At 40.3% G+C, this 23,908-nt stretch carries 23 protein-coding genes; all 23 read left to right on the plus strand.

The genetic code is table 11. The features are described 5' to 3' along the window. Window positions 1-4: 4 nt before the first annotated feature. The 23 genes from J4N22_RS13290 to rfbC all read left to right on the plus strand — a co-directional run bounded on the left by J4N22_RS13290 (window position 5) and on the right by rfbC (window position 23,907). A complete protein-coding gene (locus J4N22_RS13290) occupies window positions 5-1,147 on the plus strand; it encodes a glycosyltransferase family 4 protein (protein ID WP_207495321.1) in 1,143 nt (380 codons plus the stop codon). A 12-nt stretch (window positions 1,148-1,159) separates the two neighbouring features. Beyond that, complete coding sequence (locus J4N22_RS13295) at window positions 1,160-1,897, plus strand: glycosyltransferase family 2 protein (RefSeq protein ID WP_207495323.1); 738 nt, start codon at window positions 1,160-1,162, stop codon at window positions 1,895-1,897. Window positions 1,898-2,113: 216 nt separating this feature from the next. Continuing rightward, complete coding sequence (locus J4N22_RS13300) at window positions 2,114-3,142, plus strand: NAD-dependent epimerase/dehydratase family protein (RefSeq protein ID WP_207495324.1); 1,029 nt, start codon at window positions 2,114-2,116, stop codon at window positions 3,140-3,142. 292 nt (window positions 3,143-3,434) lie between these two features. After that, on the plus strand, window positions 3,435-5,879 hold the full coding sequence (locus tag J4N22_RS13305) for an SLBB domain-containing protein (protein ID WP_207495325.1): 2,445 nt from the start codon (window positions 3,435-3,437) through the stop codon (window positions 5,877-5,879). Window positions 5,880-6,293: 414 nt separating this feature from the next. Then, entirely contained in the window at window positions 6,294-7,337 is a 1,044-nt protein-coding gene (locus J4N22_RS13310; protein ID WP_207495326.1) for a Wzz/FepE/Etk N-terminal domain-containing protein, read from the plus strand. Between the two features lie 20 nt (window positions 7,338-7,357). Beyond that, on the plus strand, window positions 7,358-7,771 hold the full coding sequence (locus J4N22_RS13315; RefSeq protein WP_207495327.1) for a sugar 3,4-ketoisomerase: 414 nt from the start codon (window positions 7,358-7,360) through the stop codon (window positions 7,769-7,771). Beyond that, window positions 7,758-8,189 (plus strand): sugar 3,4-ketoisomerase, encoded by a 432-nt coding sequence (locus J4N22_RS13320; protein WP_207495328.1) that lies wholly within the window; start codon window positions 7,758-7,760, stop codon window positions 8,187-8,189. Before J4N22_RS13315 ends, J4N22_RS13320 begins: the two co-directional genes overlap by 14 nt. A gap of 48 nt (window positions 8,190-8,237) precedes the next feature. Further along, window positions 8,238-8,759, plus strand: coding sequence for a GNAT family N-acetyltransferase (locus tag J4N22_RS13325; RefSeq protein ID WP_207495329.1), 522 nt, complete (start codon window positions 8,238-8,240; stop codon window positions 8,757-8,759). Then, a complete protein-coding gene (locus J4N22_RS13330) occupies window positions 8,756-8,992 on the plus strand; it encodes an acyl carrier protein (RefSeq protein WP_207495331.1) in 237 nt (78 codons plus the stop codon). The genes J4N22_RS13325 and J4N22_RS13330 overlap by 4 nt, the downstream gene beginning before the upstream one ends. Next, entirely contained in the window at window positions 8,993-10,003 is a 1,011-nt protein-coding gene (locus tag J4N22_RS13335) for a beta-ketoacyl-ACP synthase 3 (protein WP_207495332.1), read from the plus strand. Between the two features lie 4 nt (window positions 10,004-10,007). Beyond that, complete coding sequence (locus J4N22_RS13340) at window positions 10,008-11,156, plus strand: DegT/DnrJ/EryC1/StrS family aminotransferase (protein WP_207495333.1); 1,149 nt, start codon at window positions 10,008-10,010, stop codon at window positions 11,154-11,156. A 40-nt stretch (window positions 11,157-11,196) separates the two neighbouring features. After that, on the plus strand, window positions 11,197-12,729 hold the full coding sequence (locus tag J4N22_RS20210; protein ID WP_207495334.1) for an oligosaccharide flippase family protein: 1,533 nt from the start codon (window positions 11,197-11,199) through the stop codon (window positions 12,727-12,729). 7 nt (window positions 12,730-12,736) lie between these two features. After that, window positions 12,737-13,741, plus strand: coding sequence for a glycosyltransferase family protein (locus J4N22_RS13350; RefSeq protein WP_207495335.1), 1,005 nt, complete (start codon window positions 12,737-12,739; stop codon window positions 13,739-13,741). Window position 13,742: 1 nt separating this feature from the next. Then, window positions 13,743-14,675 (plus strand): glycosyltransferase, encoded by a 933-nt coding sequence (locus J4N22_RS13355; RefSeq protein WP_207495336.1) that lies wholly within the window; start codon window positions 13,743-13,745, stop codon window positions 14,673-14,675. 23 nt (window positions 14,676-14,698) lie between these two features. Then, a complete protein-coding gene (locus J4N22_RS13360; protein ID WP_207495337.1) occupies window positions 14,699-15,760 on the plus strand; it encodes an EpsG family protein in 1,062 nt (353 codons plus the stop codon). After that, entirely contained in the window at window positions 15,744-16,850 is a 1,107-nt protein-coding gene (locus tag J4N22_RS13365) for a glycosyltransferase family 4 protein (RefSeq protein ID WP_207495338.1), read from the plus strand. Before J4N22_RS13360 ends, J4N22_RS13365 begins: the two co-directional genes overlap by 17 nt. After that, window positions 16,808-17,665 carry a glycosyltransferase family 2 protein gene (locus tag J4N22_RS13370; protein ID WP_207495340.1) on the plus strand — a complete coding sequence of 286 codons (858 nt, stop codon included), beginning with the start codon at window positions 16,808-16,810 and terminating at the stop codon, window positions 17,663-17,665. Before J4N22_RS13365 ends, J4N22_RS13370 begins: the two co-directional genes overlap by 43 nt. 76 nt (window positions 17,666-17,741) lie before the next feature. Further along, window positions 17,742-18,854, plus strand: a complete 1,113-nt coding sequence (gene gmd / locus J4N22_RS13375; RefSeq protein ID WP_207495342.1) for a GDP-mannose 4,6-dehydratase — start codon at window positions 17,742-17,744, stop codon at window positions 18,852-18,854. A gap of 162 nt (window positions 18,855-19,016) precedes the next feature. Then, entirely contained in the window at window positions 19,017-19,952 is a 936-nt protein-coding gene (locus tag J4N22_RS13380) for a GDP-L-fucose synthase family protein (RefSeq protein WP_207495345.1), read from the plus strand. Then, a complete protein-coding gene (locus J4N22_RS13385) occupies window positions 19,940-21,199 on the plus strand; it encodes a glycosyltransferase (protein ID WP_207495347.1) in 1,260 nt (419 codons plus the stop codon). Before J4N22_RS13380 ends, J4N22_RS13385 begins: the two co-directional genes overlap by 13 nt. 13 nt (window positions 21,200-21,212) lie before the next feature. Then, window positions 21,213-22,268 carry an NAD-dependent epimerase gene (locus J4N22_RS13390; RefSeq protein WP_207495349.1) on the plus strand — a complete coding sequence of 352 codons (1,056 nt, stop codon included), beginning with the start codon at window positions 21,213-21,215 and terminating at the stop codon, window positions 22,266-22,268. Then, window positions 22,265-23,317, plus strand: a complete 1,053-nt coding sequence (gene rfbB / locus J4N22_RS13395) for a dTDP-glucose 4,6-dehydratase (protein WP_207495351.1) — start codon at window positions 22,265-22,267, stop codon at window positions 23,315-23,317. The genes J4N22_RS13390 and rfbB overlap by 4 nt, the downstream gene beginning before the upstream one ends. A 35-nt stretch (window positions 23,318-23,352) precedes the next feature. Continuing rightward, complete coding sequence (rfbC, locus tag J4N22_RS13400; RefSeq protein WP_207495353.1) at window positions 23,353-23,907, plus strand: dTDP-4-dehydrorhamnose 3,5-epimerase; 555 nt, start codon at window positions 23,353-23,355, stop codon at window positions 23,905-23,907. Window position 23,908: the final 1 nt, after the last annotated feature.

Consider the following 23,908-nt stretch of genomic DNA (forward strand, 5'->3'; position numbering starts at 1 on the left):
TTCAATGAGAAAAATTGTTTTTGTAGGGCTACTTCCTCCTGTTGTTAATGGCCAGGCTATTGCCACTGATAGGATATTGAAGCACTTAGTGGAAAAGCATCCTGATATTTCCGTTTTACCCATTCCAGATCATCATGAACCTGATACCCTAAAAGGTAAACTTCAAAAAGTATTTTCATTTGCATGTTTGATGATTAAATTCATATATAAGTCAGGAATATCAAGAAAAATTATTTATTTAAGTGGTGCAAGATCTGTAATTGGATTTTACCGGAATATGCCTTTCATCCTTTGGAGCAGCTTGTGGGGGCATAAGACAATCCTTCATTTTCATTGCGGAGATTATAGTGAGTTTTTAAGTACAAAGAATTCTTTATTTAAGCTTCTAAATAAGAAGATTTATTCACTTGTTGATCGTGTAATTATTTTAGGTGAAAGTATCAAACCGAGTTTTACGCTAACACCATCTTTAGGTAATAGAATAAAGGCTGTTCCTTATGGAGTTCCACTAACGGCTAACATTTATCCGAAGAAGCTCCCAGAAACTGCTGATGAAAAAATTCACCTGTTATTCCTGTCTAACTTGATTGAATCAAAGGGTTATTTAGATGTTCTTGCGGCTGTAAGAATACTTGTGCATGAATATGATCAGAAGAATATCATTTGCCATTTTTGCGGAGCTTTCATGTCAAGTCCTGAAGACGATGATTTGGTCAGAAATGGTGATCCTGAAGCTTATTTTTACAAGTTGATCCACGATTATAATGTAGATGGGAATGTGATTTTTCATGGAGTGGTTGGTGGAGAAAAAAAAGAAACACTGCTTTCTTCTGCTCATTTCTTTTTGCTGCCTACCAATTACCGAACAGAAGGGCAACCTGTTTCTATATTAGAGGCAATGTCTTATGGCCAGGTGGTTATTTCAACCAGGTACCGTGCCATTCCAGATATGGTGTTAGACAATAGCACAGGTTTTTTAGTTCCATATGGTTCACCTGCAGATATTGCTCTTAAGATTCGTGAGTTGGTAGATGAACCTGCAGTTTATCATGCAATGAGTAGTAAGGCATTGCAACATGTACATGAAAACTTTAAACTTGAATCTCATTTGCAGCAAGTATATAAAGTTTTCCAGGAAGTAGCTTAATAAGCAGGTAGAATGACTATCTCTATAATCACCGTTTGTTTCAATAGCGCAAAAACAATAGCTGAAACTATTGAAAGTGTGCTTTCACAATCGTATCCGCACATCCAATACATCATCATTGATGGGGGGTCTACTGATGGCACCTTAGAAATTATCAGGAGCTATGGTCCGAAAATAAATATCGTTGTTTCTGAACCGGATAATGGTTTATATGATGCCATGAATAAAGGCATTAGCATGGCGACTGGTGAAATAATAGGTATCTTAAATTCAGATGATCTTTTTTATTCCAGCACTGTGTTGCAAAAAGTAGCAAATGCTTTTTTATCTGCTCAGCCTGATATTGTTTATGGTAATATCTGGATGAGTTCAAGCGACCAGATGAACAAACCTGTGCGGAAATGGATTGCAGGTCGCCAAAGACCGTTTACTTCCGGTTGGCACCCACCACACCCTGCAGTTTATGTAAAACGTAGATGCTACGATGATTTTGGTTTTTATAAACCAGACTTTGCTGTTTCAAGTGATTTTGAAATGATGCTGCGTCTCTTTCATGTACATAGTCTTAAAGCACATTACCTAGATGAGGTAATAGTGAACATGCGTATGGGAGGTGCGAGTACTGGTTCATTAAAAAATATCATTGTTGGTAACCTCAACATAAAAAAGGCATTTAGGGAAAATCAGGTTTCATACCCCCTTCTTTACCCTGTTAAGCGTGTGATTAAAAAGCTGAAACAATACATTTAGCAGGCGGCTTTCATGGTTCGTCCTATAGACTCATGAACTTATATTCCTTACCTGCGGAAGGAGGGTGCGATTTCCTGATCCTGCTTAAATCATAATTAAAAACCTTTCTATCTTCTGAGGGATTAGAAGATTAGAAAATTATGTACTAGTTTGCCATCGCTTGTCCTGTTATCAGAATAGTACAATTTTCAGGTATAACAAACCCCCTACCTACACATGAAGACTGTTATAATTGGAGGCTCCGGATTTATCGGGACAAATCTGATTAATCTCTTAAATCCGACTTCAGATATATTGAACCTGGATAAAAACCAATCCTGGCAACATTCTTCTCTTAGCCGTGTCGCTGATGTAAGGGATAAAGGAAAGCTTGAAGAATATATTCCTTATGACACCTCGGCAGTTATTCTTTTAGCAGCGGAGCACCGAGACGATGTATCACCCGTTTCCCTATATTATGATGTAAACGTACAGGGCACGCAAAATGTTATAGATACGTGTATAAAAAAGGATATTAATAAAATTATTTTTACTAGTTCTGTGGCTGTTTACGGCCTAAATTCTGAAGATACCACAGAAGACGCTACACCTAATCCATTTAATCATTACGGAAAAAGTAAGCTACAGGCAGAGCAGTTACTAGTTAAATGGCAAGAGGAATGTCCTGGTGAAAGGACTCTTATCGTTATTCGGCCAACGGTTGTTTTTGGTCCGGGTAATAAAGGAAACGTATATAATCTCCTGAACCAGTTGGTTAATGGAAAGTTTATGATGGTGGGGAAGGGCCACAACAAAAAATCTTTAGCTTATGTTGATAATGTTTCAGGATTTATTGAGCATTGTCTGAATAATATCAACAATGGATCACACATATTCAACTATGTAGATAATCCTGATTACTCAGTTAATGAGTTATTGCTTTTTGTCGAAAAAGTACTGAAGAAGAAGCTGCCACCTATACGAATACCTTATGTTTTTGGTTATTCAGCTGCTAAATGCATTGATTTATTATCTAAAATAACCAACACGAGGTACGCTATCAGTAGTGTTAGAATAAAGAAATTTTGTGCTACAACACAATTCTCTGGTGAGAAGATGCTTGCATCTGGTTACAGTCCCAAGATAACATTACAAGAAGGGCTTAATATAACAATAGACGCCATTTGTAGTTCAACTACTACTCGTGGTACCAATGTGAAAGTGATGACTCCATCTGTTTATCATGTAAAAGAAGCTCAATCATAACCTTAAGGTAGGTTGGCAACTGTTGGTTTGGCAGGAGTGAACAAGCCTCATTAGAACATTTACCTGAACCAATAGAAACATAAAAGCATGATTGGTATCAGAAACAACTAGTGTACACGTTTATTCATATCATTAAAAGGTAATAAGGCCCTTCCTTATTACCTTTTTTTGTTCGTACTCACTCTTCACCTGCACCCGCTATCCGCTCCAAATACTGGTTCTGCAGCATCTTTAACTACTTCCTTTGTCAAAAGCCTTTAAATTGCGCACTAATTTTTACCAGATTTTAAGTATGTCGAAGCTCAAGATATTCCTGACCCTTGTTTTGCTGGCGTTCTCTTGGTGTTTGTTTGCCCAGATACCTAATCTTCCCTCTAATCTTTACAATGTAAGATCCAGTGACATCCCGGAGGAAAGGGTGGTGCAGATAGCTGCCTACCTCCGCGAAAACAAAGTTTCTGACCAGCAGGCGTATGAGCAAATGCTATCACGCGGAATGTTGGCTTCGGAAGCTGCCGCATTGCGCACTAGGATTCAAAAGGCTTTACAACAGACAAATACTACAGATAATCCTAATGACAATAACAGGTCGTCACTCGATAATTCCGATAAAACCCGTTATAACGAAACACAAGAGTCTATAGCAGAAGTGAAAAATCCGCAGAAGATCTTCGGTTTCGAAATTTTCAACCTTCCTGGTGGCGTTTTTGAGCCTAACCTGAAAATAGCAACGCCCGTTGGCTATGTTTTAGGGCCGGACGACCAGATAATATTAAATATCTACGGTTACCAGGAAGCTAATTATACGCTTACCGTTAGTCCTGAAGGAAGCATTATCATTCCTAATGTAGGAGTCATATATGTAGCAGGTCTTACATTAGAACAAGCTACCGATAAGATCAGGAACAAACTGGCGACATCCGGTTATTCGCTTATACGTTCAGGACTCACCAAGATCAACCTGTCTGTAGGCAGGATCCGGAGTATAAGGGTGACTGTTCTGGGAGAGGTTAAAAAGCCAGGTAGTTATACATTGCCATCTTTGGCTACAGCTTTTAATGCTTTATATCTTTCTGGTGGACCGAATGAGATCGGTAGTTTTCGTGAGATAGAACTTATTCGCGGAGGTAAAAAGATACAGCTACTCGACATATATGACGTGCTGCTGAAAGGAGACCAGGCAGGTAACCTGCAGTTGCGCGACCAGGATGTTATCCGCGTTCCTGCTTATAAAGTAAGGGTAGGGCTGGCTGGTGAGGTGAAGCGTCCAGGGTTGTTTGAAGTATTGCCAGGTGAAACCTTTGAAAACCTATTAGGTTTTGCAGGTGGCTTTTCTGATAGCGCCTACACTGCCAGCGTTACCGCATATAAATCAACTGATACTGAAAAAAGGATCATCGATATTGAAAAAGCACAATTCAGTACCTATACACCAAGCAGGGCAGAGAGTTTTCTTGTAAAGAAACTGGTAGAACGTTATACCAACCGAGTTACTGTTTCTGGTGCTGTTTACCTACCTGGCGATTATGAACTATCACCAGGTATGACCTTGTACGATCTTTTAGTGAGGGCACAGGGGCTGAAAGAAGATGCTTTTGCAAAGCGTGGTATCATCATGAGGCAAAAGGCTGATCTTACCCCTGAATATCTTGCTTTTAATCCTGCTGAGGTGATGCAGGGACAGCGCAACCTGGAGCTTCGCCGAAATGATGAAGTGATCATCACATCAAACACACTTTTGCGGGAAGAACGTCAAGTTTCTATAACAGGTGAGGTAAGGCGTGTAGGTAACTATCCTTATGTAGAAAACATGACTTTAAAAGACCTGATACTTTTAGCAGGTGGTTTTACAGATGCAGCTATTCCGCAGAAAATAGAAGTTGCACGCCGTATACGCAAAGACAGTTTTGGTGTAGCGGATATACAGATTGCAGATGTTATAGATGTTACTTCCATTGCTGACTTGGAGCAAAATGGAAGAGACATCCAGTTAACTCCTTATGATGCTGTGGTGGTTAGAAGAAATCCTGGTTACCAGGCGCAGGTAAATGTGCGTGTGGAAGGAGAGGTGATCTTCCCTGGACCATATGTATTGCGAAACAAGAACGAAAGAGTAAGTGATGTAATTAGACGTGCTGGTGGCTTAACTAACCAGGCTTATAAAATGGGTGGTTACCTGACACGGGTAAACAATCATAATGTAGTAAACCAGCTGAACTCTGAAAAGGTGACCAAGATACAGGAGCAATTGAAGGATAGCACCGGGAAAGTGGAGCAGGAAGTATCACGCCCGGTAGACCAGATCGCCATCAATCTTAGTTCTATCCTGGCTAACCCTGGAGGTAAAGAAGATATTGTAATGGAAGATGGTGATATACTCAATATCCCGAAAGAGAAAATGGAAGTACGGATTAGCGGCGAGGTACTTTTTCCTACACGTGTGGTGTACGAAGAAGATATGGACCTGAAGGATTATATAGGCCGTGCAGGTGGATTTACAGATAATGCACGGAAGGCGCGGGTATATGTTCTTTATCCAAATGGTAATGCGGCCAAAACAAGCAATTTCCTCTTTTTCAAAAGTTTCCCGCGGGTAACACCTGGTGCAGAGATCATAGTTCCTAAAAAACATGAAACCGAAAAACGCAGGATGACAACTGGTGAGATTGTTGGTATAACTACAGCACTTACATCTTTTGCGGGGGTATTATTGACTCTGATCATCAACTTGAAGTAAGCTTGTAAGTCTTTACCGGTAAGAAGTGGATAATACTCATGATATTTTAGTGAGGATTTCGATTCGAACAAGAATTATAAGACAGTTACTGTAAGTGAAATGAGTAAGTTTAACTCTATTACATCAATTCAATCTATTCGAAAGCAACTTACCTGGATCTTCTTGCCTTAAGGCAACTTGGTACTTTCAGGTCAACATAAGAGATTTTCCTCCATATTTGCGAAACTTTTCACGTAACAGCTGGCATTTTCATGTTTTTGTGTACGTGCAGGGGGAAGTTTGTTATAAGGTCGTTGTGACTGAGTAGGCGAAGCTGTGCCTTGGATATGCTGAATATTTATTTTGAGCACAGTTTTTAAACATGATCTAATGCTTCATATTATCTAATTGTAAAATGATTGCCTGGAAATAAAGATGAGTACTGATAAAGAGATATCGCTGGTTGAGGTAAATCATATCATAAGGGGATGGTTTAGGTATATCATGAGCAAGTGGCTTATAATAGCTCTTATAGCCCTTGTATTTGCTGTGCTTGGAGTGCTGTATGCCTGGTCTCAAAAAACAGAATATACAAGTGAACTTACTTTCGCTGCAGAGGGAGAAAGTAAAGGCGGACTAGGCGGTTATGCATCATTAGCAGCAACATTTGGTATAGATATGTCTGCTGGTGGGGGTGGCGCTTTTGAAGGAGATAATCTTATCGAATTGATCAGGAGTAGGAGAATTGTAGAGAATACTTTTCTCACACCAGTAGATATCAATGGGAAGAAGGAATTACTCGTTAACTATTATATACGTGCTACCGATAAAGATTTTGCCAAAGATCAACAAGTAACTTTTGAGGTAGACCAGCAGCCAGGTAACAGGAAGCGCGACAGTATCATGGATGTATTTTACCAGGATGCATTAACGCGTTTGAACATTGGCAGGGTCGACAAAAAACTAACAATTGTTTCAGCTACTTTTCGCTCCGAAGATGAATTATTTGCTAAGCTATTTCTTGAGAACCTGGTAAATAATGTTATAGACTACTATATAGATTATAAGAGTTTAAAGGGGAAGCAAAATCTAAGTATCCTGCAGCGGCAGACAGATTCGGTAAGACGACTGATAAGTGGAGGAATAGTGGATGTAGCAGCTACCAACGATCTTAATGTAAATCCGCTGCGCCAGATCGTTCGTACGGGTGTACAAAGAAAGCAGGTAGATGTGCAGGTAAACAGTGCACTGTACCAGGAATTGGTAAAAAACCTGGAGCTATCAAAGATATCATTGCGTAAAGAAACTCCTTTGATCCAGATCATTGATTCACCACGCTTGCCGCTAAAAAAGAAGAAGATGGGCAGGTTGAAAGGTGCGATCATCTTTGGATTGGCAGGAGGGATATTAGCTTTACTGATCTTCACAATTAAGAGAATGCTGACGCCCAAGGTTTCGGACCCGAAAAAGTCGGCTTAATAAGCCGGTATACTTATCCTATGCAAATGCCAGAGCCATACATAATAGAGTTACCTAAAATACTCGATGAAAGGGGAAACCTCTCATTCTTTCAAAACGAACAGCATATTCCTTTCAAAATTCAGCGGGTATATTGGATTTATGATGTACCTGGAGGAGAGGTAAGAGGTAGTCATGCATTCAAGCAACAAGCTGAATTGATAGTGGCTTTATCAGGAAGTTTTGACCTTGTGCTTCACGATGGTAAAAAGGAAATAAAGTATAGTCTCAACCGTTCCTATATGGGTGTTTACATACCTCAAATGATCTGGAGAAGATTAGAAAATTTTTCTACTAATTCCCTGGCACTCGTTTCGGCCAATACTGTTTTCGATGAACAAGATTATATACGTGACTTCAATGAATTTTTAGCTTTAAAAAATGAACACCTCTAATACAGTCTTCGACTGCTCAATTGTCCAGCTGGATAGGATTCATTTCAGGGCAGGAAATATAACTCCAGTCACCAACCAGGTTCAGATACCATTTGATGTGGAGCGGATCTTTTATTTGTATGACATACCTGGGGGAGAATCGCGTGGTGCTCATGCACATAAAGAATGTCATCAATTCCTGGTGGCAGCCAGTGGAAGTTTCGAGGTGTTGCTGGATGATGGTAAAGTGCAGAGGCTGGTTCAACTAAACAGGCCTTATCACGGTTTACATATACCTCCTTACATATGGGCAAGTGAAATTAACTTCTCTTCGGGAGCCATCTGCCTTGTATTGGCATCACACAAGTACAACGAAGAGGATTATATAAGGGATTATGAAACTTTCAAACGTTTAAGTAACAAGGAAGGTTTGAAATAACTTATTTCAAATTTTAAGAAAAAAAGGCAAGTTGAACAGGGAGAGTATATGGTAGCTTTCGATAAATATGGATTGTCTTTAAGGACTGTAGTAGAAAATGATGCTGATTTCATAGTTCAATTAAGAACAGATCCAAAGCTTAGTAAACACTTGTCAAGTACAAGTACTGACATTGAAAAGCAAAAAGAATGGATTAGAGATTATAAAGAAAGAGAGTTGCATCGAAACGAATATTATTTCCTGATTTCGTCCAATGAAGGTCCCGTTGGTTTAAATAGATTATACAACTTCAAAGAAGATACTTTCGAAATTGGTAGTTGGTTATTTAAACCAACAGCTAATGAAAAATATTCGATCTTAGGAGACCTTGCTGCAAGGGATTATGGTTTCGAAGAGCTTCATTTTTCTTTCTGTACTTTTGAAGTGAGAAAAGAAAATAAATCAGTATTACGTTATCATAAACAATTTAAGCCCGAAGCTATAGGGGTAGATAGTGATAATTTTTATTTTAAATTATCATACAACAGCTATAAATGCTATAGAGATAAATTATTAAGTATTCTTTTATGAATGATATTACAACCTTTGTTGAACAGTTTAAAGAGCAATTCATTGATGCAGATGAGATAACAATTGACCCTTTCACTAACTTCAGGCAAATTGAAAGTTGGGATTCTTTAACAGGAATGTCAATACTTGTGATGATAAAAGATGAGTTTGATGTTGATATTACTGTAGAGGAGTTTAAGAATTGTAGTAATGTGCAAGAAGTTTACGATTTGGTTCAAGCAAAAAAAAGCTAAGTGACAACAGTTTATCTATCAGCTATTGAATATTACTTACCTGAGCAAGTACTTTCGAATGAATTGATTGCTGCAGAACATCCTGATTGGAGTATTGAAAAAATTGCAACAAAAACTGGAATCAACAATAGGCATATTGCAGGTGTGGAAGAATTTTCAAGTGATATGGCTGTGATTGCTGCTCAAAGATTATTTGAAAACCATAAGATAGATAAAGGAATAATTGATTTTGTTATTCTTTGTACCCAAAGTCCTGATTATTTATTACCCACCACAGCTTGCATCATACAAGATAAACTAGGGCTTTCAAAAAGAATAGGTGCATTTGATTTCAATTTAGGGTGCTCAGGTTTTGTGTATGGTTTAGGTATAGCTAAAGGATTAGTTGCTTCTTCCCAGGCAAGTAATGTTTTATTACTAACTTCAGAAACTTACTCAAAATTTATTCATAAGGCAGATAAGAGCAATAAAACATTGTTTGGAGATGCAGCTGCAGCTACTCTTGTTACTGCGAATGATATCAATGGAATTCTTTCTGGTTCCATCAAAGATTTTAGTTATGGTACTGATGGTAGTGGGGCAGAATACTTGATTGTGAAGAACGGAGGCGCTAAAAGTAATTTTTTACGGAGGGATAGCAGCGAAAGTGAGATGCCGGGTGATGACAATCTTTATATGGATGGGAAAGCAATTTTCGAATTTACCGCTTTCCAAATACCAACACTTATCAATGATACCTTAGAGAAGCATCAGTTACAAATAGAAGATATTGATCTTTTTGTGTTTCACCAGGCGAATGAATTCATGTTAAATACTGTTCGTAAAAGATGCAAAATTCCTTCTGAAAAATTTTTTATACACTTATCCGATTGTGGTAATACAGTTTCATCTACTATTCCTATAGCTCTTAAGGAAGCAGTAAATGAAGGAAGGATAAAAAAAGGCGATAAAGTTTTATTAGCGGGTTTTGGTGTAGGACTATCAATGGCAGCCACCATTATACAATTTTAAGTAAATGAATATTCCTTTTCTTTCATTTGATCCTGCTAATCGGTTGATTAAGCATGAGATTCTTAACAACTTTGAAAACTTTTTTGATAAAGGCTGGTATGTATTAGGTGAACAAGTAAAGCAGTTTGAGCAAGAATATGCTAATTATAACCAGGTAGAACACTGTGTGGGTGTAAGCAATGGTTTAGATGCTTTGCATATCGCATTGAAAGCACTAGAAATAGGTGAAGGTGATGAAGTGATTGTTCCTTCCAATACCTATATAGCAACGTTGTTAGCAGTATCATATGTTGGTGCTTTGCCTGTCTTGGTAGAACCAGATATCCAAACCTATAATCTTGATCCGGCAAATATTGAAGCGGCTATTACTCCACGCACAAAAGCTATCATGCCTGTGCATTTGTATGGACAGAGTTGCGATATGGCATCAATAAATGCTATTGCAGAAAAACATGGTCTTTATGTAATAGAAGACAATGCTCAATCCCAAGGTTCACTTTTCAATAACAAGCTTACTGGTTCATGGGGCCATATCAATGGTACCAGCTTTTACCCTGGCAAGAACCTGGGCGCACTGGGTGATGCAGGAGCTGTTACAACAAATGATGCGGCACTAGCGGCTAAGGCAGCTGTTTTACGCAACTATGGAAGCCAAAAGAAATATTACAACGAGGTGATCGGCTTCAATATGCGACTGGACGAGTGCCAGGCTGGATTCCTTTCTGTCAAATTGAAATACCTGCATGAATGGACAAGGCAAAGACAGGAAATAGCTGGCTGGTACAATGAGATACTTTGTAACAGCCAGGATCTTATCCTGCCATATACCAATCCACAAGCTACACACGTATATCATCTATATGTTGTTCGCACACCTCTACGCGACCAATTGCAGCAGCATCTTTCTGCACAAGGTATTGGCTCACTTATCCATTATCCAATACCACCACATCTCCAGCAAGCCTACCAGAGCCTCGGCTTTAGCAAGGGAAGCTTTCCAATAGCTGAAACGATAGCAGACACCTGCCTTAGTTTACCTTTATGGCCAGGCATGACAAAGGAAATGGTGGAGGAAGTTTGTTCCGCCATCAATAGTTTCTTCCAATCCACATCTAAGCCACAGGCAGCTGCAATCACATCCATCAATAGTTAATGCATCTATACTGCTTTTGTAACAAAGGCATCAAATTCTAGTGGAGGCAACTGAAGAAAAGGAAGTAGTTACGACTGCAGAAAAATTAACCGAGCAAGATTCGTACAGTAAGATTTTTAAATCATCATTTCTAATTGGTGGTTCACAGGTCTTCAACATCATTATTGGGATAATCAAGAATAAAGCGCTGGCTGTTCTACTTGGTCCTGCAGGCATTGGCGTAATGGGTGTTTACATGGCTGTCTCCGGGTTAATCACTTCTACGGCAGGCTTGGGTATTGGATCGAGTGGAGTCAGGCAGATTTCTGAATCAATAGCAGAGGGTAATGCAGGAAAGACCAGCTTCATTATCCGGTATATACGTAAGCTACTTTTGATTTCAGCCATCATTGCTGTGGTTGCAATGATAGCAACCAGTGAATATATAGCCCGACTATCTTTTGGCAATGAATATAAACCTGCTTACGTGGCGGGTATTAGCCTGGTATCTCTAATGGTTTTTTTTGAAACCCTAACTACAGGCGAAAAGGCTATACTGCAAGGGGCACGTCAACTACGACGGCTTGCCGTGGCACAGGTGGTGGGAGCAATGCTGGGAGCAGTAGGCAGTATCGCTATCGTGTATCTACTTGCGGATGCCGGCATCTCTTGGTTTTTAATTATCAGTTCATTCCTGCTCTTTGCGGTGTTCAGGTACCAGGCTGCCAAAGTGCCTGCTTCAGCCAAATCTGTATTACCACAAGAAATTGTACGAAGCGAGAAGAAACTCTTGATATCGCTTGGGTTGGCTTTTTTAGTTACTACCCTGGCAGGAAGTGTAGTGGCATATATACTGCGAGTGATCATTGTAGCAGAAGAGGGAGTTGATGGCGTAGGTATATACCAGGCGGCATGGGGATTGGTGAACATGGGATTCAATGTTGTATTGATTGCTATGGGAACCGATTTTTACCCCCGGCTTGTAGCAGTAGCCAATGATAATAAGCAGGTGCGGCAAGCTGTAAATCAGCAAGTAGAAGTAACCTTGCTATTTGCGCTGCCAATCGTTTTGGGCTTGTACTTGTTGTCGCCAATTATACTGGAAATTTTCTTTTCACCTCAGTTTTTAGTGGGTACAGAATTGACCCGGTGGTTTGCACTTAGTTGTTTTCTCCGCGTGCTTTGCTGGCCGCTTGGTTATATTATTATCGCCAAGGCTAAGAAAACGATGTTTGTCGTTACCAGTATTTTGTGGGAAATGGTTCATATTCCGATCATTTTCGTCTGTCTTCACTTTTGGGGCTTAAATGGAATTGGGATCTCTTATGTTATAGATTATTTGGTTGTGCTGGTAGGTGCAAGCTTCATCACTTATAAATACTTCAACTTTACCTGGAGCAACGATACGTATAAGTCAGTTGCTATATCAGTTCTGCTTGTTGCAGGTATTGTTTTACTTAACGTGCTTCATGTGAAGCCGATTATTTTTTATTTAACTGGAGCATTGCTGATTGGAATATCATTGTTTCGTATGGTTATCATTGCTCAAAAGAAACTGGGAATAAACCTTGTCAACTACATCAGGAGAAGGTAAAACTGCAATGGACATCATAATAAAATCTTTCAACAGGCCCTATTATTTAGAGCGTTGCATCAGGAGCATCATTTTATTCGTAAAAGGAGATTTTAAAATAACTGTACTGGAAGATGGAACTCCACCTGCATATTTAGATAAAATACAGGAGTTATTTCCGGACGTTGTTATTCTTCGGTCCAACGATTACCAAAAAAAATCTACTGCGCTAAAAGAACATGTAGAAAATGGTAAACCTTATGCTCTTTCATCTATACCGGTTAGGTGGTGGGTAAATGAGATACGTAAAGTCTCAGATATCTTCTTACTGTTGGAAGATGATATTTGGATTACATCGCCAGTGTCACTTACACAAGTAAAAGATGCGATGGTGACTAATAATATGGTCACGCTAAAGTTATCATGGCATGGTAACAAGAACATGGTAAGAGGTAAGAAAACACCAATAGGTAATGGACTAGAGGAGCTTGTTCCTTCACTACCTGCGAAAGGTGTAATGAAGTTTCTTTTTTACAACCCTTTCAAGATCATCTCTATCCTTACCAGGACAAAACTGCTTGACCGGAAACACGTAGTGCCTTTTTATAGTTTATATACAGTAGCTTCTGCTTTCTTTGATAAGAAGTATTGGCTATACTTATGGGATAATGCAGATGACCGGGTGAATGAATGGCAACAGCTTTATAAATCATTGGACTGGAGCGATCGGAATAAAACATCAAGATATGGCAAGACAGCAGAGGAAGTAGCCAGGACATCTTTTATCACATCTGCTACCAATATGTTCAAGGATGTTGATCTTGATATATACGCTTTCAATTATCACCTGAATGAAGAATGGTTGAAAGGTAACCTGGATGCGATGGAAAATTTCCCAATGGATTTTTCAGAGCAGTACCTCGGTTCACTGCTTGAGCATCAAAAGGATAAGCGATGTTTGCCAGGTGAGTGGTCCAAATGGATTGAACATTTTAAAGCACCTTACAAGAGCATAGGTTGTGTGGTAGAATAATATGAAGAATACACCACTGGTTTCAGTAATTGTCATTTCTTATAATTCGTCGAAGTATATTATTCACACTTTGGAAAGTATCAGGCGGCAAACCTATGGTAACATAGAATTGATTATATCTGATGATGGATCTAAAGATGATACTGTAGAAGTTGCAGCACGTTGGTTAGAAGATAACAAAGGTGCTTTTACTGCTACCCGATTAGTGGTAGCAGAAAAAAATGGAGGATTGCCTGCCAATTGTCAAAGAGGTTTCAATGCTTCAACAGGTGACTATATTAAACTGATAGCTGCTGATGATATTTTGATGCCGCGTTGCATTGAAAGTTTTATGAATACACTGCAGGCTAATAATGCTGATTTCGCATATTCAGCCGTTGAGATTATAGATGAACATAACAAAGTAGTTGGAGGTGATACATCTTTTTATCCTTCTTTTTTTGGAACACTTACTACTAAGAGAAAGAAAGAGGTTTTTGCCAGGTATGCAGAGTTTTTAAATACACCTACCTGGTTTTATACAAGAGCATTGATAGAAAAGGTGGGAGGATACGAAACTTCATACAGAATTTTGGAAGATCATATTTTGTTGATGCGTGTTCTGCAGCTAGATGCAAAGCTGGTATATGTTGATCAACCCCTGGTTCAATATCGTGTTCATTCTCACTCGTCTATTGCAGCGCATAACAAAATTCTGCTGCAGGAACTAAAAAGGTCAAGGCATGAAGAGCGATGGGTTCATCTAAACAAGTGGAGCATTAAGAACCTGCTTTTTATGGCTGATGATTACCTGCATTATTTATTTGCTCCAAGTAAGTTTAGGAAATTCCTGTATTTAACCCGTACAATCAACCCTGCTTTTTGGATGAAGTTGTTTATTAAGAATAAAGCAAACACACCCGGAGTTCTTAAAATTAAAAAGATGTTCGGCTAGCCAAAACCGGCTATTGTGCAATTATGTTTATTTACGTCTTCTTTTTTTTGGTAATTCTTTGTGGCGCTATTTTTATTTATGGCGCACCACAGCGGGCTATTTTCCTTTCCGTTATTTCGTTTGTGCTAATAATGCTATGCGGGTTACGTGGAGATGTTGATGGTGATTACTGGTCGTATATACTATCGTATCAGGGCGCAATTTCAGACCAGGAAAATTTGAATGTTGAATTTTCCTACAATGCCATATCCAAAATTGTAGATGCTGTTGTCGGTAATTTCAGTGGTGTGCTGTTTTTTTATGCTTTTGTTTCCATTAGCCTTCTTACGTATATAATTATAAAGTTTTACCACGCTAATATTTACGTTTTCCTTGTTTACTACTCCTTTTACTTCTTCCTGCATCCAATGACGCAAATACGTGGGTCAATAGCAGCATCTGCTTTGTTGCTATCGCTGCAGTTTATTTACAAAAAACAATTTTGGCTATTCCTGCTGGTGGTCATTGCAGGTGCATTTTTTCATGCTTCTACTTTGTTGATTCTTCCTTTTTACTTTATTGTCAATCGCTTTCAGTTGAAGAATTCACATGCAATATGTATAGCTATCATTGCATTTGTTATAGGAAAGGTTTTTCACCCCTTCAACCTGTTGATGGGTCTGCCACTGGGAGAGGGTTTGTATGTACTGAACAAGCTTGAGATGCATAAAAATACACTGGAGGGTGGTGTAGGAAACAGGACAGCAGATGTTTATATAATCATGGCTTTGCTAAAGCTGGGCTTTAATATTTTCCTGCGGTACAAAGCTGATCTTTTGCAAGAGCGGTTTAAATATTTCAGAACCTTCCTCACAGTACATTTTTGGGGATACGTTATATATCTACTATTATCGGATATGCATATTGTTAGCGCAAGAATTTCAGAACTGTTGGGTATTACCGAGATATTCCTGATACCAATGCTCATTGAAGTGTTTACACCAAAGTGGGCAGGTAAATCTATGGTCATCACTATGGCCGTATTCCAGTTGGTCATCAGTTTGTTCATTGTAAAGTTGGTTCGTCCTTATGAGCTTGGCATCTAGTACTAAAAGAAATATATACCTGGTGATCCCACAATTTAAAACTGGTGGAGGTAACCGGGTTTTTGTGGAATTGGCCAATGTATTGGCGGAGGAGCATTCGGTTACTATTATCTTTCCTAACAATACGGAGGATAGTCATACATTTTTTGTATCACCAAAAATCAAGATCCAACCCATTGGTGCTATTGCATTAACTAAAAGTAAAAAGCTCATCAACCTTTTTCAGTGTATCCGTTACATCAATAGACACTGCAAGGATGGCAATGTGATCATTACAGATCCATTTATGTGCTTGCTAGGCTTCATGATAAAAGTTCCAAGGCTCTATAGATTCGTGCAGGCCGATGATTATAGGATTTTTGATGATAAGATGATCCTCAAGAACGATCTAATGCTCGCTACTTACAAAAGGCTTTGTGAACGCAGTTATAGGTTCAGGATGAACTATATTTTCAACTCTTCCTACACCTATCAAAGATTCATTGAGGTATCCAAAACATCTGTTCCATATTTATTGGTTCATCCTGCTCTCAACCACGATGTATTCAATAACCGCAACAGGATACCAGCTGGCACTAATGCAAAGATCAATATAGCTCTCATAGCGCGTAAGCACCCATGGAAGGGATTTACTACCTTCCTAGAGGTTTGGAAGCAACTTGATGAAGAAGTAAAACAAAGCATCAACAAGGTATCTTTGATAAGTCATGATGACTTATCAAGCTTTCCTGTTGAACAATTTCAACTGGTAAAACCGCAGTCAGATCATGAGATAGCTGACGTTATGCGGCAATCCGATATCTTCATATCTACTTCATGGTGGGAAGGATTTGGTTTACCACCATTGGAAGCTATGGCATGTGGCTGTGCAGTAATAACATCTAAATCTGGTGGCGTGGATGAATATGCGCGTGATGATAAAAACTGCCTGATGTATGAACCGAAAAACGTAGAACAACTTAAACAGGCGATTGAAAGATTGCTTAAAAACAGGCACGAAATTTACTGCATTGCAAACGAGGGAGTGGAGTCTTCAAAACAATTTTCATGGACAAATTCTGCTCGCCAGCTTCTAGAAATTATTCAATGATGACCGGAACACCTCTTCAGTTAACCGTATCAATTGTTTTATATGAAAGTAAGGCAACGGAAATAAAAGGTTTAATCAGCTCCCTTTTAGATACTTCTCTAAACATAAAGGTCTTCCTGGTCGACAACTCATCCACCGATCGTTTAAAAAGACTTGCTACAGACAAACGAGTTACCTACATATTCAATAACAAAAATATTGGTTATGGCAGAGGGCATAACATAGGCATTTTTGAAAGTATTAAATCTGGTTCTCCTTACCACCTGGTGGTAAATCCGGATGTGGAAATGGAAGGTGAGATACTTGAAAAGATGTACAACTTTATGGAGGAACACCCGGATGCCGGTTGTGTAGTTCCCAATGTTCTTTACCCTGATGGTAACAAGCAGTACCTGAATAAACTTTATCCAACTCCTTTCGACCTGATGATGAGGAGATTCCTACCTGAGAAGCTTTCTAAAACTTTCCCCCGCTTCGATAAATACGAATTAAAGCACCTTGATAATGTGACCAGGCAGGTTCCTATAGCTTCTGGTTGTTTTTTATTTTGCAGAAATCTTGTACTGAAAGAAATAGGCGGCTTCGATTCGCGTTATTTTATGTATCTGGAAGATACTGATATGTGCAGGCGCATAAATGAAGTATCAAAAGTTATTTTTTGGCCAGAGATAGAAGTAATTCATGCATATGCCAAAGGTTCTTATAGCAACCCTCGCTTGCTATTTTACCATATATCTTCTGCCATCAAATATTTCAATAAGTGGGGATGGCTTTTTGATGCAGAAAGGCGAAGAATTAACCGTCAATTCAAATAGAACGGTTGATCATCTGCAAAAAAAATGCATCTTCACACGGTTTTTTTATCTGTAAAAAAAATAATGTATTCATATAATGTCTAAAAAAGCCCTAATCACAGGTATTACCGGCCAGGACGGAGCATACCTGGCGGAACTGTTGTTAAACAAAGGATACGAGGTTCATGGAACGAAGAGAAGAAGTTCTATGTTCAACACCGACAGGATCGATCACCTATATGAAGATCCGCATACGCCTAACCGCAGCATGATCCTGCACTATGGCGATCTTACCGACAGCACCAATCTAATCCGCATCATCCAGGAGGTTCAGCCGGATGAGATCTACAACCTGGCAGCAATGAGCCATGTAGCGGTAAGTTTTGAAACACCTGAATACACTGCCAATGCCGACGGTATAGGTACTTTGAGAATTTTAGAAGCTATCCGCATATTGGGCCTGACCGAAAAAACCCGCATCTACCAGGCATCTACTTCAGAATTATACGGGCTGGTACAGGCGGTGCCTCAAAGCGAGACAACACCTTTCTACCCACGTTCTCCATACGCGGTTGCTAAGCTATATGCTTACTGGATCACCGTAAACTACCGGGAAGCGTACGGCATGTATGCTTGCAATGGTATCCTTTTCAACCACGAATCACCTCTACGCGGCGAAACATTCGTAACACGTAAGATCACCCGTGGTGTAGCTAAAATAGCGCTTGGGTTGCAGGACATCCTGTACCTGGGTAATATGAATGCTAAGCGCGACTGGGGTCATGCAAAAGATTATGTGGAAGCTATGTGGCGCATACTGCAGCAGGATACGCCTACTGACTATGTGATAGCTACCGGTGTAACTACCGAGATCCGCGAGTTTGTAAAGATGGCTTTTGCTGAAGCAGGAATTGAAGTTGCTTTCCGCGGCGAGCAGGAAAACGAAGAAGGTTATGTAGTAGCCTGCAATGGTGACTTCCAACTGGCTGAAGGCACTGTAGTAGTAAAAGTTGATCCGCGCTACTACCGTCCTACAGAGGTGGAGTTGCTGATAGGTGACGCTACCAAATCAAAAGAAATATTGGGCTGGGAACCTAAATACACTGTACAGGAACTTTGTGCTGAAATGGTACAGAGCGATATCGACCTGTTCCGCCGCGAAGTGCTGCTGAAAGAAAGTGGATTTAGCATTAAGAATGAATTTGAATAGCCGGGAAGGCGGTAGGCTTTAGGAGGCGTTAGGTTGTAGAAGTTAGGCATTACAGATGCGTGATGCTGGATAGCTGATCGAAGCAGGATAAGCCTAACAACTTCCAACTACCAACTACCATCTACCATCTCCTCACACCCCACACCCCATACCTCATATATAATGAACAAAGAAGACAAGATCTACATTGCCGGCCATCGTGGGATGGTCGGCAGTGCTATTAATAGAAAACTACAGTCCGAAGGTTATACCAACATCATTGTAAGAACATCTGCTGAACTGGACCTGAGAAACCAGCAGGCAGTGTTCGATTTTTTTGATCAGGAGAAGCCGCAGTATGTTTTTCTTGCTGCCGCAAAAGTTGGAGGCATCAATGCTAACAACGTGTACCGCGCCGAGTTCCTGTACGACAACCTGATGATTGAAGCCAACATCATTCATGCTGCGCATCAGTCAGGTGTTACCAAGCTGTTGTTCCTTGGTTCTTCATGTATCTATCCAAAAATGGCGCCCCAGCCATTGAAGGAAGAAGCCCTGCTTTCAGGTTACCTGGAGTATACCAACGAGCCATACGCAATTGCCAAAATTGCTGGTATCAAGCTTTGTGAAGCCTACCGCTCACAGTACGGCAGCAACTTTATTTCTGCCATGCCTACCAACCTGTATGGTCCTAACGATAACTACGACCTGAAGAAAAGCCACGTATTGCCGGCGCTCTTGCGCAAGATGATCATGGCGAAAAGGAACAATGCAGAATCAGTAGAGATCTGGGGTACGGGTTCTCCAAAGAGAGAATTTTTACACGTAGACGATCTTGCAGAAGCTTGCATTTTCCTGATGTTGAACTACAACGACCCGCAGTTTGTAAACATTGGTACCGGTGAGGACATATCTATCTATGAGCTTACCGAACTGGTGAAAGAGATTGTAGGTTTTGAAGGACCGATCAAGACAAACCCGGAGATGCCGGACGGTACACCACGCAAGCTGATGGACGTTTCGAAGATCAACAACATGGGCTGGAAAGCTTCTATTTCTTTACGCGACGGCATAACATCCGTTTACAACGAAATCAAAGACCGCGAGTGGGATCAGTAGGTGAGAAGCCACATCAGAAGCCTCGGCTGCTTATCATACTTAATAGGTTTGTAATTGGAGGCCAGGCAGTAGATACCATTCCGCTCGTTCATGAACTTCAAAAGGACTTTAATGTCCTGATTTTATACGGTGAAAAAGAAAAGGATGAAATAGAACCATCCTTTCTTTTGCACCAGTACCCCGGTCTTCAGCTGAAAAAGATCAGCCACCTAAGAAGGAGCATCAATCCTTTCATCGACATCATTGCCTTCTTTAGGCTGTACTTTACCATCTCCAAATTCAAAGCGCAAATTGTACATACGCATGGCGCTAAATCTGGTTTCTTAGGTAGGTTGGCCGCTTTCATTTCAGGCGTTCCCGTTATCATTCACACCTTTCACGGGCATTTTTTCCATTCTTATTTTTCAAAAAGAATTTCTAACCTGGTTGCCGCCGTTGAACGCATGGCCGGTAAAATAACCACGGCTGCTATCGCCTTAAGCGAAACACAAAAGCACGACCTGGTGCACGTGTATAAAGTTCTTCCGGAAAATAAGATAAGGGTGGTGCCACTTGGTTTTGCATACCCTTCTTCTGAAAATGGTGCCACTTTAAGGAACAATTTCCGGCAGCAGTACGGCCTGCAGGAACCGGATATTGCAATTGGAATTGTTGGACGTATCGTTCCGGTGAAAGATCATTTCTTCTTTTTAGAAATAGTAGAAACTTATATGAAGAGCTATCCTGGCAGCAGGGTGGCTTTTTTTGTTATCGGCGATGGCGACCTGCGGCGGCAGCTTGAAGCTAGATTGGCAGAAATAAGCATCAGCTATTCCAACTCCGCCATTAGTGATTATACGCGTGTAGTATTTACTTCCTGGCTGCAGGACATGGACATGGTGATGACGGGTTTAGATATCGTTGTTCTCACTTCTTTGAATGAAGGGACACCTTTATCTATGATAGAAGCACAATATTTTCGCCGCCCTGTAGTTTGTACTAATGTTGGTGGAGTAAAAGATACTATGGTAGATGGTGAAACAGGCTACCTGGTAGAAAACAGGAATACAGCTTCTTTTGTAGAAAAACTGCATAGGCTGGTAGAGAGCGAACAACTTCGAAGTGCTATGGGCGAGGCCGCTCATGCTTTTGTATTACAGAAGTTCTCTAAAACGAACGAGGTGAACATTACGAAAGAATTTTATCTTTCTTTGCTGCACCAAAAATTACCTACCACCAAAACCGTAGAAGCTGAAAAGCAGTTGTAAAAGCAATATCTGAATGAAAATCTTAGTAACGGGAACGGCAGGATTTATTGGGTTTCACTTGGCTGAAAGATTGGTGCAGCGTGGCGACGAGGTAATTGGACTGGATAGCATAAACACCTATTACGACATTAACCTGAAGTATAGCCGGTTAGCTGAACATGGAATTTGTAAAAACAAGATCAGCTACAATACAATTTTAAAAAGCGAGAAGTTTAGCAACTATAGTTTTATTCAACTTGAACTGGATGACAAGGCAAACCTTGTTCAATTTGTAAAAGAGCAGGAGTTTGATGTAGTGGTAAATCTTGCTGCGCAGGCTGGCGTTCGATATTCTCTTACCAATCCTGATGTATATGTAGGAAGTAACATCGTAGGATTTTCTAACCTGGTGGAAGCGTGCAGGTATGGCAACATCAAGCATTTAGTTTATGCCAGCAGTTCCAGTGTGTATGGATTAAATGAAGGTGTTCCATTTTCTACTTCTGTGAACGTGGACCACCCGATGTCGCTGTATGCCGCCAGTAAAAAAACAAATGAGCTGATGGCGCATGTATACAGCCATCTGTTCAATATACCTACTACAGGACTTAGATTTTTTACTGCTTACGGCCCGTGGGGAAGACCAGATATGGCCTTGTTCATTTTTACCAAATCTATACTTGAGGGTAAAGAAATAGAAGTGTACAGCAATGGTGAAATGATACGCGACTTCACCTATATAGATGATATAGTGGAAGGCGTGGTGCGGGTGATAGATAATCCGGCCAAGAAAAATGAAGATTGGGACCCTACTGATCCGGATCCTTCTTCGTCTAAAGCACCATATAAGATCTACAATATCGGCAACAACTCGCCGGTACGCCTGCTCGATTTTGTTATTGCCATTGAAGAAGAATTAGGTATAGAAGCAAAAAAAGTTTTCTTACCATTGCAACCGGGAGAAGTACCGGCTACTTATGCAGATGTTTCAGAACTGGTGGCGGATATGGACTACAAGCCGAACACCTCAATAAAATATGGAGTAAAGCAGTTTGTTAACTGGTACAAAAACTATTATAAAGTATCATGAAAAGCATTTTAATAACCGGTGGAGCCGGTTTCATTGGTTCACACGTGGTTCGTTTATTTGTGACCAAATATCCAGGCTACAAGATCGTAAACCTGGACGCCCTTACCTATGCAGGCAACCTGGAGAACCTGGCCGATATTGACCAGTCTCCTAACTACTTCTTCGAAAAAGTAAACCTGCTGGATGTAAACGAGCTGGACTGTGTGTTTGCAGAACATGCTATCACCGATGTTATTCACCTGGCTGCGGAGTCGCATGTGGATCGCTCTATTCACTCACCGTTAGATTTTGTTTATACCAATATAGTAGGTACAGTTAACCTGCTGAACGAGGCAAAGAAATATTGGAAAGAAGACATGGAGAACCACCTGTTCTACCACGTTTCTACCGATGAGGTATACGGTGCTTTGGGCGAAACAGGTTTCTTTACTGAAGAAACACCTTACCATCCTAACTCCCCGTATAGCGCCAGCAAAGCGTCGTCCGATCATTTTGTTCGTGCTTATGGCGAGACTTATGATCTGCCTTTTGTTATTTCTAACTGTAGCAACAACTACGGCCCTTACCATTTCCCGGAAAAGCTGATCCCCCTTTTCATCAATAATATCATTAACAAAAAGCCGCTGCCTGTATATGGCGATGGCAAATACACCCGCGATTGGCTTTTTGTAAAAGATCATGCTACTGCTATTGATACTGTTTTTCACAATGGCAAAAGAGGTGATACGTATAATATTGGTGGCTTCAACGAGTGGAAGAACATTGACCTGGTGAAACTGCTCATTAAGCAGATGGACGAGAAACTGGGAAATGAACCAGGTACCAGTGATGAACTGATCACTTACGTAAAAGACAGGCCAGGACACGACCGCCGTTATGCAATAGATGCTACTAAAATCAATAAAGAACTTGGCTGGAAACCTTCTGTAACTTTTGAAGAAGGCTTAAGCGAAACCATTGATTGGTATCTGGAAAATACCGAGTGGCTGAACAATGTAACATCAGGCAACTACCAGCAGTATTACGAAAACATGTATGCAAACAGGTAGCAGCGCTGCAGCATACAAATGCTATTGTACCCTTTATGAAAATTGAAAAAACAAAGCTACAGGACTGTTTCATCATACACGACAGCGTGTTTCCTGATGAGCGTGGACACTTCTTTGAAAGCTTCAACAAAAAACGCTTCCAGGATCTTTCAGGTGTAGAAGTTGATTTTGTACAGGATAACCAATCACGTTCTACCCGTGGTGTACTGCGCGGATTACATTTCCAAACAGGTGAACATGCACAGGCTAAATTGGTGCGTGTGCTGCGTGGCGAAGTGCTGGATGTAGCGGTGGATATTCGTCGTTCATCTCCAACATTTGGGCAGCATGTTGCGGTTCATTTATCGGAAGACTCGCATACACAGTTATTCGTACCACGTGGTTTTGCACATGGTTTTGTGGTACTCAGCGATACTGCTGATTTCTTTTACAAGTGCGATAACTTTTATAACAAAGCATCTGAAGGTGGGTTGATATACAATGATCCCGAACTTAACATAGACTGGCAGCTATCTGCTGAAGAATTGCTTGTTTCATCTAAAGACCAGGAGTTGCCAACCCTGGCTAACTGTCAAACACTGTTTAACTAAC

Source organism: Aridibaculum aurantiacum (genome assembly GCF_017355875.1).
GTDB lineage: Bacteria > Bacteroidota > Bacteroidia > Chitinophagales > Chitinophagaceae > Segetibacter > Segetibacter aurantiacus.